The 15,031-nt window shown below is 47.2% G+C and carries 9 protein-coding genes; 8 read left to right on the top strand and 1 reads right to left on the bottom strand.

What is annotated here, in order from left to right:
- Nucleotides 1-60 precede the first annotated feature (60 nt).
- The 3 genes from HER31_RS14730 to HER31_RS14720 all read left to right on the top strand — a co-directional run bounded on the left by HER31_RS14730 (nt 61) and on the right by HER31_RS14720 (nt 3,969).
- Nucleotides 61-1,839: an aryl-sulfate sulfotransferase gene (locus HER31_RS14730; RefSeq protein ID WP_168661621.1), complete on the top strand. Its 1,779-nt coding sequence runs from the start codon at nt 61-63 to the stop codon at nt 1,837-1,839.
- 105 nt (nt 1,840-1,944) lie between these two features.
- Nucleotides 1,945-2,706, top strand: a complete 762-nt coding sequence (locus HER31_RS14725) for a hypothetical protein (protein WP_168661619.1) — start codon at nt 1,945-1,947, stop codon at nt 2,704-2,706.
- Nucleotides 2,707-2,940: 234 nt separating this feature from the next.
- Nucleotides 2,941-3,969 (top strand): LysR family transcriptional regulator, encoded by a 1,029-nt coding sequence (locus HER31_RS14720; protein ID WP_168661617.1) that lies wholly within the window; start codon nt 2,941-2,943, stop codon nt 3,967-3,969.
- 117 nt (nt 3,970-4,086) lie between these two features.
- Here the strand turns inward: HER31_RS14720 and HER31_RS14715 are convergent, their stop codons facing one another.
- A complete protein-coding gene (locus HER31_RS14715) occupies nt 4,087-4,818 on the bottom strand; it encodes a Crp/Fnr family transcriptional regulator (RefSeq protein WP_168661615.1) in 732 nt (243 codons plus the stop codon).
- A 536-nt stretch (nt 4,819-5,354) separates the two neighbouring features.
- Here HER31_RS14715 and HER31_RS14710 point away from each other — a divergent pair.
- From HER31_RS14710 to HER31_RS14690, 5 genes are all read left to right on the top strand, one after another.
- Entirely contained in the window at nt 5,355-7,952 is a 2,598-nt protein-coding gene (locus HER31_RS14710) for a DMSO/selenate family reductase complex A subunit (RefSeq protein ID WP_168661612.1), read from the top strand.
- Nucleotides 7,953-7,965: 13 nt separating this feature from the next.
- Entirely contained in the window at nt 7,966-8,664 is a 699-nt protein-coding gene (locus tag HER31_RS14705) for a 4Fe-4S dicluster domain-containing protein (RefSeq protein WP_168661610.1), read from the top strand.
- Nucleotides 8,665-9,762: 1,098 nt separating this feature from the next.
- Entirely contained in the window at nt 9,763-10,620 is an 858-nt protein-coding gene (locus HER31_RS14700) for a DmsE family decaheme c-type cytochrome (RefSeq protein WP_238786942.1), read from the top strand.
- Nucleotides 10,621-10,633: 13 nt separating this feature from the next.
- The gene (locus HER31_RS14695) at nt 10,634-12,625 is read left to right on the top strand and encodes an MtrB/PioB family decaheme-associated outer membrane protein (RefSeq protein WP_168661607.1); all 1,992 of its coding nucleotides are present in this window, start codon (nt 10,634-10,636) and stop codon (nt 12,623-12,625) included.
- A gap of 21 nt (nt 12,626-12,646) precedes the next feature.
- Nucleotides 12,647-15,028, top strand: coding sequence for a DMSO/selenate family reductase complex A subunit (locus HER31_RS14690; protein WP_168661605.1), 2,382 nt, complete (start codon nt 12,647-12,649; stop codon nt 15,026-15,028).
- The last annotated feature ends 3 nt before the right edge of the window (nt 15,029-15,031 follow it).

Raw genomic sequence — 15,031 nt, 5'->3', positions numbered from 1 at the left:
ATATAGCCATTTATTTCTAACTTTACCTCGAAAGCCATATATTTAATTCAAGGTAATAAAATGAAAAAACAGATAATTGCTTCAATGGTAACGCTTGCTCTATTGGGATGTAACAGTGCAATGGCGGCGGGCTTTAAACCGGCTCCAGCGGCGGGTAAGTTAGGGGCAATGTTAGTTGACCCTTATGGGAACTCACCACTAACTGCACTGCTTGATCTGGGAAGCAAGCGACCGACGGATGTCAGTGTAGTAGTACACGGTAAGGGCCGTAATGGCGTTGATATCAGTTATGAGGTTGGACCTGAAACAGTAATGCATAATGATGGTGTACCAATCTTTGGTTTATACGCTGATTACACGAACAAAGTAACGGTTGAATATATTCTCGATGGCAAAAAAATAAAGGAAGACTATCAGGTAATTACCTCTCCTATTGTTAATAAATACATCGACAACCGTAACGTTTCACGTATGCAAGATGTGAAAGTTCAAAAGGTGGCGAAAGGGTTTGAAGACCGTTTATATATGGTTAACTCTCACACCTTGACCCAGCAGGGCTCACAGATGCATTGGTCTGGGCCAAAGGCAAAAGATGCTGTGCTGCAAGCAACTTCACCGTCTACTGGTGCACTGCCTTTTGATGCCGCACCAATGACTTATGTGGTTGATACTCAAGGTGAGTACCGCTGGTGGTTAAATCAAGATGCGGTTTACGATGCAACGGTTCTGGACATTAAGAAGCGCGGCTACTTAATGGGCTTGAAAGACACCGGAAAGGGCAATATCTCCTTTGTACAAGGTCAGCGTTGGGGTAATTTCGATCTGCTTGGCAAGGTGACTGCACATGATTTACCACGGGGCTATGTGGATTTGTCCCACGCCACTGAAATTATGGACAATGGCCATCGTCTGGTTCGTGCAGCAAAAGCAAACTACGTAAATAAGGCTGGTGATACTGTCCACACCCTACGTGATCACATCCTTGAATTGGATGAAAGCGGCCACCTAGTGGATGTATGGAACATTGGTACCATCATGGACCCATTCCGCGATGCTTTGATGAAAGCGTTGGATATTGGCGCAGTATGCGTCAACGTCGATATGGACCACGTTGGTAAAACGGCAGAGCTCGAAGTTGATGGCCCTTACGGCGACCTTCCAGGGGTAGGGCAGGGCCGAAACTGGGCTCATATCAACTCCATTGATTATGATCCGAAAGATGACAGCATCATTCTATCGTTCCGTCACCAAGGCGTTGCCAAGATCACTCGAGATAAGAAAGTGAAGTGGATTTTGGCTCCGAGCGAAGGCTGGCGAGCAGGTTGGAAGGAAAAGCTGCTGACTCCAGTTGATGCCAATAACAAGCCAATTAAGTGTACATCTAAGGGGGTGTGTGAAGGTGATTTCGACTTCTCCTACACGCAGCACACTGCGTGGCTGTCTAGCAAAGGGACGTTAACGGTATTTGATAACGGCGATGGTCGTGGTCTTGAGCAGCCAGCAATGCCAACCATGAAATACTCGCGCTTTGTTGAGTACAAGATTGATGAAGAAAAGGGAACCGTTGAACAGGTTTGGGAATACGGCAAGGAGCGTGGTTATGATTGGTACTCTCCGATCACCTCAGTGGTGGAATACCAAGCTGACCGTAACACCATGTTCGGCTTTGGTGGCTCGGTACACCTATTTGAAAGAGGTGAGCGCAACATCGGTAAGATTAATGAAATTGATTACGATACCAAAGAAGTTAAGGTTGAGATTGATGTCTTATCTGATAAGCCGAATACACCGCATTATCGTGCTCTGTTAATTGATCCAAGCAGCATGTTTGGTCGCTAAAGCCAATATCAACACCGAGGGAACCAAGGTTCCCTTGGTTTTCCCTATCAAGGCGGTGAGTTAACAGATAATTGTTCTAGCCACCTAAAAATAATAGGCTGCACCATGAAATATAGTCCTACTTATATCGCTATAGCGATGTTGCCGCTGTGCGTAGCATTCAATACACAAGCAAAAATTCTTAATCAAAATACGAGTATAGGTTTTGGGGGGCGAGCCCATATTGGCAATGACCACGTTGCCTCAAATAAAAACAGCTTCGTTGCAATTTTTGCTAAGCATTCACTTAAGGCCGATTGGGGCCAATTGAGTGTTAAAGCTAAATATGAGAATCCTTTTAGTTTAAAAGAGACTCGTTACGAAGGTAAATCAGCCATAACGGCCTTTAAAACTTATGCCGACCTTTATTATAACATCGGTGATTACGGTTCCTCGCTGTGGTGGGAGGAGTTTTCGGTCTCAACTAATTCGATGGTTGAAGTTACCAACATGCTCGGTGGAGCCTATGCCTATCGCTTTGGCAAGTTGAATACGCGGTTTGGGTTTGGCTTAGGACACAGTATGGGGCATACACCAAAGGATGAGTTTGATGGGTTAGCATTCTATGGCACTAAAGTTGAGCTTTCCTATCCGCTAAATCCCAATATCAGTACCTTTGTTATGGTTGAGTCCCGCTGGGATCGAGATCAAGATTGGCAAAATACTTATGGCTGGGATGAAGACCATGGCCATCACGGCCTCATTGGTGCAGCTTACAAAGTAACGCCAAATGTTAATGTAAGTTTGGCCTACCATAAGTTGATCGAATGGGGGGGATATGAGGAAGATGGCGATGCGATAGATTTAAATATTAGTTATCGTTTCTAGTATAACTGGAGTAAATATATTCATATTTATCTTAAGCTAACAAGGTTATTAATCTTGTTAGCTGATTCTTGTAGTCTGCATGTGATAATAAGTAAAGTTGGCGCTGTCACATTTTATTATGTTGCAGCCTGCCGGATTAATTGTCACTGCCATTGTTGTGATATATATCATGATATATATGCCGTAGGCGATGATAGCCTTTATTGGTCTTAATCACTATATTTCGGAGTTAAAGTGAAAGTAGCACAGTCTGACATAAATAAATTGTCGATATTTCATTTGAACACCCTGAGAAAGGTAGTGCAGACAGGTAGCGCTGGTGAGGCGGCCGAAGAGTTAGGCATTAGTCAACCTTCGGTTTCATACCATCTCAATAAAATGCGTGCGATATTTAATGATGAGCTGTTTGTTAGAACAGCCGAGGGGTTAAAGCCCACAGATTACTGTTCGCGCCTTGTGCGTCACATTCATGAAATCTTGACTCATATAGAAGATGAGCTACTTCACGCTGATGGCTTCGAGCCGATGCAAATTAACCGCAGTCTTACGGTGCATTGTGACATTACCACTATGGGATGGTTTCCTAGGCTTTTTTCTAAATTGAACCAGCAGGCACCACAGGTAAGCCTAACGTGCCATAGCTGGAATCACCACTCTCTCGAAGACTTAGTTAGGGGGCAGATAGACTTCGGAGTACATATGCTCCCCAGTGACTTGAAGGGAGTTTACGACGTTGAATTAGGGGCATGCCGTCGGGTTTTTGTGGTACATCAAAACCATCCGTTAGCGAAGTTGGGCGTTGTCACGCTCAAGGACCTGTCTCAGTATCAGGTCTTGATGACCGATCTCAGTGGTTGGAATAGCCACGGTCAATCAACTATGGAGCGGGTTATGTCAGAGCGCGGTTACCGATTAAATGTCAAAGGCCGGTTTGGTGATTGCGGGGCGCTGTTTGATACGTTGCGTGTTAGTAATTGCATTACTTACACGTCAACGCTGGCCCTTCCAGATGATTTGTCTGGGTTGGTGGTTCTCCCTGCTCCGAGCGAATTAATGCAACGGCGCTCAGCCTATAGGTTAAAAGTTTCTAATCAACGTTATGGTTCACAAGAATACTCTTGGTTTATCGAAGTGCTTACCGCCTCTTTTCAAGAGTTCTTAAACGAGAAAAATGGCAGACCGGAGTTAGAGCACGTAATGGAGTTGGAGCATCAGGTTGAGTTGATGCTTTCTGGCCAACACTTTCTTGCAGCAAAACTGTGATTACTCAGATAACGATTAGCACAGCTCTTAACCTGCGCTGTTCCCGCTGTAATGAATGCAGTGACCAGCAGCAACAGTCGGTGTTACTGAAGTAAAAGCAACTACGAACACCCTTCGCTATTTTTTGGTCAGAGGCATGTATTGGCTTAAAAATTTCACCGTGTCGGCATCTATCTGTGCGGTGAGTTTGGCGCTGTCTACTATGTCGATATAGCCATAGCGTTTCTCCAAAACCCCATCTTTTTGCAGCTGTTTTAGAACGTCGCCACAATATTGGCGAGTGGTATTAGATAGCCAACACAGCTCATCAATGGTCAGTGGTAAGCGATTGCCCGCGGTGCGGATATGCAGGATCAATAGCCGTAAACTGATGTTCTCTCTCTTATCTAAGGTGTAGCGCAAAAGTGCCATGTCTCGGCAGGTGTAGAGGTACTCACTGGCACGACGCAGCACGTAATTCTCGAGTGCTTTGGAGCGGGCCTTAAGCTTATTCACTACCGCTTCCGGGATGATGGTTAGTTCCGCATTGAACAGACAGTGATAATGACTGGCTTGATTCTCAAAGCGGTTGTATTCACTTGGTAGGGACAGGGTTATGTAGCCTGCGGTCCATACCGATGACGGACTGTTACGGTCGTCAGAGATAGTCATCACTTCAACGGTACAGCCAGAGCGGAAATAGATAAGCAGCGCGTCTTCAGTACTGGGATTGAAGGTATCGCCTTTCTTCAATGAGATGGCGTAACTGGATTTCAGTAATTCCTCGACCACATCAGGTTCAATCCCAGCACTAAGCAACTGCTGAGACAAACTTAAGATGGCGCTGGAGGGGTAGTTTACTGTTGTCATTTGTGGCCTTCATTTGATCATCGGTTCGAGAATATCACGCCGTTGCTGCAACGCAATAGAGCGAGTGATAAGACGAAAAAGATGCTGGGTTGGTTCAAATTAGCAGCGTTGAACGTCACTTTTTTCCGAACTAGTTATCCAGATCGTGAACTAAATTCGGATGAATTGCCAACTATCTTGCTTTTTGTTGTTGGGGTTTTTGACACTATCACCTTCGAGTTAGTTGTGTTGGTGGTTCGCTAAACCACCAAGGTGTAAAAACTCGCTTTGCTGCAAGAGTGGCTTGGGTGATTTGGCTAAGGCTAAGCCCCGATAAATTCAAACGACAATCGGCTGCCTCGTAACAAGCGACGGCCGTTCCCCCGTCTGCACTAGCAAAAATCGATATCGACAACATGGACGTCGTTGTTTCCACACCAACATCGACTCAGGCAATTTTTTAGCGATACGCACCTCCATTCGAAACTACGAATGTCCTCCCACTTAAGAGGGTGCGTTACCGCCTTGCCCCGAATTTTCAATATTGAGGTTTTGTCATGCAAAGACGTGATTTTATTAAGTTGAGTGCCGCTGCCGGTGCAGTGGGTTGTATCTCAGCTTGTGGTAAGAAAAGCGACAGCACTCAGGCGCTAGCCCCAGCTCCAGTAGCGTTGTCTGAAGAGAAGCTTAACTGGACCGCGTGTTTGGTTAACTGTGGCTCTAACTGCCCACTGAAAGTGTACTCCCGTGATGGTATCGCAACCCGTGTTGAAACCGATTGGTCAGAAACCGACGAGTACGGCAACCACCAAGTACGCGCCTGTTTACGTGGCCGCTCTCTGCGTCAACGTAACTACGCCCCAGACCGTATCAAGCAGCCATTGAAGCGTGTTGCTGGTACTAAACGTGGTGATGGCCAATGGGAAGAGATCTCTTGGGAACAGGCGTTCAATGAAATTGGCGGTAAAGTGGCGCAGCTAAAGCAAGACTTTGGCCCAACCTCTATCTACCACCACTACGTTTCTGGTGCGTACTACTCATTCGCTTCTGGTAACTGTATCCGCCGTGCTTTGGTTAACGCTGGTGCCAAAGAGCACAAGGGTTACATGAGCTACTACTCAAACTACTCATGGGCGGCATTGAATGTGGCGGGCCCTGCTACCTTCGCTACCGGCGGTACCGGCGGTACTCGCTTTAGTCATGTTGAAGATTCTGATTTCTTCTTGGGCTTTGGTTTTAACCCGTTTGAGATCCGTATGTCTGGTGCTGGCGAACAGCACGACTTCCATGAGGCGATTCAACGCCGTCGCGCTGCTGGTAAAAAGTTTGCGGCAGTATTGATTGATCCTCGTTACACCGACTCCGCGTTGGGTAAAGAGGACAAGTGGTTGCCAATCCGTCCCGGTACCGATGCCGCGATGGCAGCTGCGGTTGCTTACGAAATGATGAAAGGCGGCAAAGACAGCTGGGTTGAAAACAACTCCCGCGCCTTCTTGGATAAACATACTGTTGGTTACGACGCCGCGTCTATTATGGCAGCGATCACTGCAAATCCAGCGTTGGTGCCGGCGGGTATGTCTGCCACTGAGATGGTGAAAAACAACTACCACGATTACATTCTGGGCTTAGGTGAGTTTGCTGCCGATGGTGCCAGAACCCCACAGTGGGCAGAAAAAATCTGTGGTATCCCAGCGGCAGAGATCAGCAAGGTTGCTCAGCAGCTGATGGACTCGAGTAATCCGTACATCTCGATTGGTGCTGGCCCGAACCGTCACGCCAACGGCGAGCAGAACATGCGCTCGATGTACATGCTGTCGATCCTTGCCGGTAAGTTAGGTCAAGCAGGCACCAACACTGGTGAACTGCCAACCAACTTCCGTCATCGAAGTACCGGTCTTGGCGACGGTAACCCGATCACTACCAAGGTGTGTTTCTTCGATTGGCTGGAAGCAGTTGAGCGCGGTGACCAGATGTCATTTCGTAGCCACGCGGTAAAAGGGCTGGGCGACGATATTGACGCAACCTTGCCAACCAAAGTGAAAGCGGTGTTCTGTTCAGGCGGTAACGGCCTTATTAACCAGCATGCTGATATCAACAAAACCCGTAAAGTACTTGAGCGTGTGGGTCAAACCCCTGAAGGTCATGGTCCAGAGTTGATTGTTGTCACCGATTGCTGGATGACCTCATCTGCCAAGATGGCGGATTACGTCTTGCCAGACAGCAGCTGGTTAGAGTCGAACGATATCGCAGATGACTCCTACGCTTCCGGCGAAACCGGTTACCAAACTTACATGTCGACCTCGTTGAAGCCATTCTTTGGTGCCACTTTGTCTATGTACGAGATCGGTTTGGGCATCGTTAAAGCTTCTGGTGGTGATGTTGAAGGCTACACCGAAGGTCGTGCTAACGCTCAAGAGTGGTTGGATCACCTGTACGAAAGCACGCGTACCAATGCCGCCAACGCGCCGTTGAACCTGCCAAAAACCTACACAGAAGCGCAGAAAATTGGCTTCTTCCGTAGCTTCGCACCGGATCGCGGCCCAATCGCAATGGATGGTTTGGTAAATAAAGGCCAAGCGATTAATACCCCAACCGGCAAGATCGAGATCTTCTCATTCGATTGGGCCAAGCAGAAAACCATGCGTACCGCGTTCGTAGCCGATGACCGTGATAGCGCGACTGCGGTTGATCACATCGACCCAACCCCTAAATACGTGAAGACGTGGGAAGGGTACGAATCTGACGGAACCAAGCAGGGTGATGGCGAGCGTGATGCCTTCCCATTACAGGTTGTGGGTTACCACACCAAGGGTCGTGCTCATTCCTCTTACCATAATGTTAAGTGGCTGCGTGATGCGGTTGAAGATGCGGTGTGGGTACACCCAATCGACGCCAAAGAGTACGGCATTGAGAACGAGAAAGAGATCATCATGGAAAGTGCGCGCGGCAAGATCCAATTGCGTGCGCGAGTTACTCCTCGTGTTGCACCGGGCTGTGTTGCCATCGGTGAAGGGGCTTGGTACGACGCCGCTGGCGTTGGTGAAGTTGATAAGGGCGGTTGTTCTAACACCCTAACTAAGTACCACCCAGGCGCTGTTGGGCGTGGCAATACCCAGCACACCATTCGCGTTAAATTAACTAACGTTGCAGGATAATCGGAGCCTTATCATGACTGACAAAATTCAATTTGGTTTCTTTATTGATACCACCAAGTGCACCGGCTGCAAAACCTGCCATGTAGCATGTAAAGACGATAACTCACGCCTAGCCGATGGCAGCATCGTACCGGGTAACGAACCGGACAAATCAATGCCAGTTGATGGCAAATGGCGTCGCGTTTACGAGCTTGGCGGCGGCAACATGACCGTAAACAGTGATGGCGTATTCGGCGGTTACGACAACGTCTTTGCTTACTACACATCTATTGGTTGTAACCACTGCTCTAAGCCGGTATGTGTTGAAAAGTGCCCAACTGGCGCTTGTCACAAGCGTGAAAAGGATGGCTTGGTACATATTGATGCGAACGAATGTATTGGTTGTGGCATGTGTGCAGCGAAATGCCCATACGATGCGCCTCAGTATGATGACGCTCGCGGCATCATGACCAAGTGTGACGGTTGTTACGACCACATCGATTACGATCTGACTATCCCACTGGAAAGTCGTCGCAAGCCACACTGTGTAGAGGCCTGCCCACTACGCGCTATCGACTTCGGCACCATCGAAGAGTTGCGTGCTAAGTACGGTGACAACTCAGACATTGAAGGCTTGCCATCGTCGTCGATTACTCAACCTAACCTAGTAGTGAAGATCAACGACATCGCTAAAAAAGGCAAAGCTAGCCTGCTGAATCCATTTGAGGTTTAAGCGTTAGCGAAAGTCGCACTAGATGCTGGAGTACCCTTGGTGCTCCAGCATTTTTATTGGTTTTGTCGTAGTTAGCTGCTGCAGTTTATCTTAAGCCTTCGGCTTCACCGATTTCGGTGCTTTTAGGGGGCTATGTCGCTGTGGTGACGGCACATTCTTGTATGCATTAGGGGGAGCTTCGCCCCCTTTGGAATCCCCCTTGCCTTAGGTCGCAGTCCAAAGCGCTTCGCTGGACTGCTCCAATGCGGCAGAAGATCAATAGTGATGGTGCTTTACCCCTTGTACCAAAACTCGCCTAGCCGGTGCTTTAACAGCATTGGAAAGAACAACACTTAGTTGGTATACAGCCTTTTTATTTTGGATTAATAAGACTAATGCAGCGATTAAAGCTAACCGCCAACTTTAATATTAAACGTAAAAGTTGTTTTACTATTTTTATTTTTGGTGTTTAGGTTGATAACTATAATTCCGACGAAAAAGGCACTACTAAACAGCAATTCATATTCATTTTGTGGGGAATGAAAATATAAATATTGGCTATGTGTAGGGTACTGGTTAGAGTTTTTATGTGGCTATGTTAGCCTTTAATTTTTCCATCATTTCATCTTTGTTTAACAGATGGATGTAGGTGGATCTTAGGTGGCCTAGTTAAATTTAATGGTTAATCACCACCTTGGAGCTAGGGAGTTTCTCTTTAATTTAGCGGTATTGCATATTGTTTCTTTATCCTTTGCTGCACCGCTACGAATAGAAATAACAACCATTGCCATCTTTGTTTGGTGCTGGTTGTGGTATTTTTATATTTGGTGTAATTCAACCTTAAATTTATGATTTTGGTTCGATAAATACTTCTTGTTTGGTTGGAGTTATGTGACTGGGCTGCAGATATATAATTTAGTTCTGCAATCAGTCACAAGGTGCGAAATTTAAAATGTTATTTACATTACATTCCTGACAATAATTATCTGCCAGTAATTAAATGGCACTGCTCGTTGAATCTTGACGAGGATAATTAATTAAAGTTGCGGATTAAATATGAGTTCAACAAATCAATTACTGCGAAGCTGTGTCTTTATTGCCATCAGTTCCTGTATTGGGATGAACGCGTACGCTAACGAGGTCGAAACTCAACTGCTCACTAAGTTTGAAGCAGGGCAGTATTCGAGCAAAGGTGCTGACAGTTGCCTAATGTGTCACAAGAAAGACGACACCGTAACGGCAATCTTTAGCGGTGTACATGGTGACACGGGGCGCAGCGACGGGCCGATGGCTCAGCTGCAGTGCGAATCCTGTCACGGCCCCCAAGGCAAACACAAAGGCAAAAACGAACCCATGATCCAGTTTGGCGCCGACGGTAACGTCTCAGCCGAACTGCAAGATAGCGTTTGTCTCTCTTGTCACCAAGACAGTGAACGGATGGCCTGGCATGACTCGTTGCATACCCAAGAAGAGATCTCCTGTGTCAGTTGTCATAGCGTTCACACTGCCGCCGATCCGATCCTCAAGCGCGGCAATGAAGTAGCGAGCTGTACCGAGTGTCATACCGAGCAGAAGCTGGACATGCATAAGCGCAGTTCACACCCGCTTGCGCAGGGCGCTATGGTCTGTAGCGACTGTCACGCGCCACATGGCTCTCTCTCTGATGCCAGCCTCAAACAAACTACTGTCAACGAAAGCTGCTACGACTGCCATGCCGAAAAGCGTGGTCCGTTTTTGTGGGAGCATGAAGCGGTTATCGACGATTGTAGCAACTGCCACAACCCTCATGGTGCCGTTAACGACAACATGCTTAAGCGCAAGGCGCCGCAGCTGTGTCAGAACTGCCACCAACCGGATGGCCACCAGTTTAATGTTGAACAACCAGAGGGTGTCTTTACTAGCGGTCAAAGCTGTATGAATTGCCACAGTAAAGTGCATGGTTCGAACCACCCAAGCGGCAACTACTTGCGTAAGTAAAGGGATAGACACGATGAAGATGAAGTTAAGTCTGGTCGCGCTAGCACTGTTAAACGTAGGTGCTGCTCACGCTGTCAGTTTCAACCTAAACGATGCCAATACTGCCAATATCAACAAGTCCAAGTGGAGCTGTAAGCGTTGTGATAACAACGTAAGCAGCGGCACTGTAGGTTTGTCGGTATTGGCGATTGATAGCGACGACAAGCGTGCCGTTAATACCTTCGGTGATGAAGATGGTACTGCGGTGGCAGTGCAAGCAGATGCCGTCATGCAAGACAGCAGTCAAGGCCGATTAGCACTGGATGCCGATAACCTTGGAGCGGAAACAGGCTATGGCCAAGCGAAATTTGATAACGACTTGCTGGGGTTCACCTTTGGCTATCGCAGCAATCTGCATGTTGATAGTGATAAGGGACAAACCCAATACGGAATTTATAACGGCGTTATTCAAGATATCGAAGAGCGGCGCGACGTAGAACTGTCGAAAAAGCGCGAACAGTTCCTGTTGGGCACCGAGCTTAAAGGCGACAACTGGCGCGGTTTTATCGATTACAACCACATGGAAAGAACCGGCAAACAGGTAAGTTCAAGCCAGTTTATTGGAGTGCCGGACGCCAACCGCAGTGGTGCGCCGATCAACTACGTAGCGCCAATCGAACAAACCACCCAAACCCTAATTGCGGGTGGTGAATTGCTCGGCGAGCGTTGGTTGGCTGGGTTGAAGTATCAAGGCAGTTTATTTGAGAACGATTATGACGGAATAAACTCGTTCGCCGGCGGCAGCATTGAGTCGTATGAGCCTGAGAATGAAGCACATCAGTTGATCGCCAATGGTCAGTATCGATTTGAACGTCACAGCATCAGTGGCTGCGTAGTAAAAGGTTGGATGTATCAAGACCAAGCCTTTACCACTACCGAAGGGGTGCCCGCCGGGGTGGTCGATTTGGATGGTGAAGTCCAGACCCTCGATGTGAATGCGCGCTGGAATTACCGTGCCAGTAGCCAATTACGAGTGAAGGCCAAATTTGATTATCGAGATCGCGACAATAAAACCGATCTGCGCTTATTTGAATCACTTGATTACGATCCCAACACTGGCCGCGCGGTAGAAAACGTGGCATTGGATAGTGAACGAACCGCCTACCAGTTGGATGCCAACTACCGCATAGCTAAGGGCTTTAAGATTAACGGTGGTTACCAGCGCATCGATAAAGAGCAAACCGATACGGTGCGTGACGAAACCAACGAGGATCGCTTTTATGCTGGCGTTCGTTACGACCAATTAGCAATGTGGAACTTCCATTTGAATGGCGAGTTCAGCAGCCGAGATGGTTCGAGCTATCAAGCGGATGAAGCCACCTCAAACGAAGATAACGCTCTATTACGTAAGTACCACCTTGCGGATCGCGACCGTAACGAAGTGACCCTCAAAGTTAGCCATACGCCGATGATAAATCTCGTTATCGACGCCAATGTGCGCTACGCCAACGATGATTATGACAGTACCGATATTGGACTGACGGAAGCGACGGACAGCGGCTACGACATCAGCCTTAACTACCAGCCAATGGCCAACCTGAATGTGTATCTATTCGGTGGTCAACAGTGGATAGAGTCAGACCAAACCGATCTAAACAGTGCCGGGCGTTACAGCGGTCAGGTTGAAGACACGTTTAGTCACATAGGCGTGGGCAGTCGTTACGACGGTTTATGGCAAGACAAGTTAGCAATTGGTGTGGATTACAGTTTTAGCGAATCGGAATCCGACACAGAAGTTGGTGGTAGCAACGTTTACGGTGACTACAACGCGTGGTCTCACAACGTAGATTTATACGCTGAATATCAGCTGACGGCGAAGGCCAGCGTTAAGGCTAACTATGGCTATGAGCGTTACTACGACACGAACTACGGCAGTGTGAATTCAAGCAGCTACACCACCTTAGGCAATTTGGACAGCAACTACGTCGCCCACTTGGTGATGTTGACGTTCAATTACGCCCTGTAATTGAGAGAAAGAGGTTAAATCATGGAAAGACGTAATTTTCTAAAGTTAAGCGCGACTGCAGGTGCGGTTAGTTGTATCACTGCCTGTGGTAGTAAGAGCTCGAATTCGTCCACGCCGACAGTGCCAGAGGTAAGTGAAGAGCAGGTCAATTGGGCTGCTTGTACCTGTAACTGTGGCGCTTCTTGTCCGATAAAAATCGTTACTCAAGATGGGACAATTACCAGAGTTGAAACCGATGACATGGGTGACGACAGTTGGGCAGAACACCAATCTCGAGCATGTGCTCGCGGCCGCTCCTTCAAGCGCAAAGTTTATGCAGCGGATCGTTTAAAGGTACCGATGAAGAGAGTAGGGAAACGTGGAGAAGGGAACTTTGAGGAAATTTCTTGGGAAGAAGCGTATGACACCATTGCTGACAACCTGAAACGGATCATTGATACCTACGGTAATGAGTCGGTTTATTGTCAATATGCAACCGGTCGTTTGTACTCATTTTTCTCCGGTGGCCACTGGATTAATGCAGGACAATGGGGGGGAAGGTTACTCAACTTACTAGGTGGTTATACTCGTCAACATAATACGTATAGTAGTGGACAGTTAGCTAATGCTGGCAGTCTCATGTTTGGTACTACGTCATCTAGTAGTTATGCGGAGATGGGGAAGAGTGACTTCATTTTGACCTTTGGTTTTAACCCAGCGGAAATGCGAGCTAGCGGTGCCGGTGGGACCTACGACTATAGTGTATTTACTCAAAATGTTGAGACAGTTGTGGTCGACCCCCGTTGCTCAGATTCAGCGTTAGGTGATCAACATAGTTGGATGGCAATCCGTCCAGGTACTGATGCTGCTTTATGTGAGGCTTTAGCGCATGAAATTATCAGTCGTGGTGCCGCGGATGATGCCTTCCTTGCAAAATACTGCGTAGGCTACGATCAAAGTACGCTGCCTGATTCTGCAGCTGAGTTTAGCGATTTTAAATCTCATATTTTAGGCTTAGCACCCGATGATGTACCTAAAGATGTTGCTTACGCTTCTGCAATTACTGGTATTAGTGAAGCTAAAATCACTGAACTGGCTGATAAGTTAATTGCAGCGGATAAACCATTCGTAACTCAGGGGCTTGGGCCTCAGCGTCACGCGTGTGGTGAGCAAACCGTTCGCGCTATTACCATGTTACCTCTGCTTTTAGGAAAGGTTGGTAAAGAGGGCACCAATACCGGCTTTATGCCGAGTACTAATACTGGTGCTTTCTGGCTGTCACCTACCGGTACTAATCCTGTTGAAACTTCGATTCCTTGTTTTTTATGGACCGAAGCAATTATAAATGGCGAAAACATGACTGCGGAAGAACATGGAATCCGTGGATCTGACAAGCTGTCTGCTAATTTCAAATTCATTTGGAACTACGCGGGTAATGCCATGATTAATCAACACTCAGATACTGTTGAAACCGATAAGATTTTGCAGGATGACACTCTGTGTGAATTTATTTTGGTTCATGACGTTCAAATGACTCCCAGTGCAAAATATGCAGATATTTTGTTGCCTGATTTTACCGACGCTGAAGTGAACGATATTAGTGCTAACTCTGGCACTGATAGTGGTGTTCTTACGGCCATGACGACCTCCATCGATACACCATTTGATCCGAAAGGGTGTTTTGAGGTCGCCAATGAAGTTGCTAAGCGATTAGGTGTAGAAGCTGCTTTCAATGAGGGACGAACCTATCAGGAATGGCTCGAATATCTATATGCTGCAAGCACAGCAGGCGGTGATTACCCAACGTATGAAGAACTAGTAGAGCAGGGGATTTATCGCCTTAAAAACCCAGTTCAGGTTATTGGTTTGAAATCATTCATTGATGACCCTGATATAAATCCACTATCAACACCATCAGGTAAAGTGGAGGTGTATTCTGAAACGATGCAAACCATGGCCGATACTTGGATCCTGCCTGATGGCGATGAGATCCCAGCGATCCCCAAATATATTAGTACTTGGGAAGGCTATGAAGATAAGGAAACGAAAGAGAAGGGTTATCCAATCCAGCTGATTGGTCATCACACCAAAGGCCGAGTTCATTCAAGTTTCCATAGTAACGATTGGATGCGAGAAGCTGTTGAAGATGCAGTGTGGATGAACCCTAAAGATGCCCAAGAGCGTGGAATAAGCCAAGGCGATACCGTTTTGATTGAAAGTTTACGTGGAACCGTAAAAGTACGGGCACGGGTTACACCACGCATCATGCCTGGAGTGGCTTCACTCCCTCAAGGTGCTTGGTTAGATATGAAAGACGGTATTGATGAAGGCGGTTGTGTGAATACTCTAACTTCCCTGCGCCCAACGGCAATTGGTAAATGTAATCCACAACATACCAACCTTGTTGAAATTAGCCTGTCTTGAACA

It is taken from the genome of Ferrimonas lipolytica, from assembly GCF_012295575.1.
In the GTDB taxonomy this organism is placed as follows: Bacteria; Pseudomonadota; Gammaproteobacteria; order Enterobacterales; family Shewanellaceae; genus Ferrimonas; species Ferrimonas lipolytica.
The sequence above is the reverse complement of the archived record's forward strand: the minus strand, read 5'-3'. Positions and strand labels throughout refer to the sequence as shown.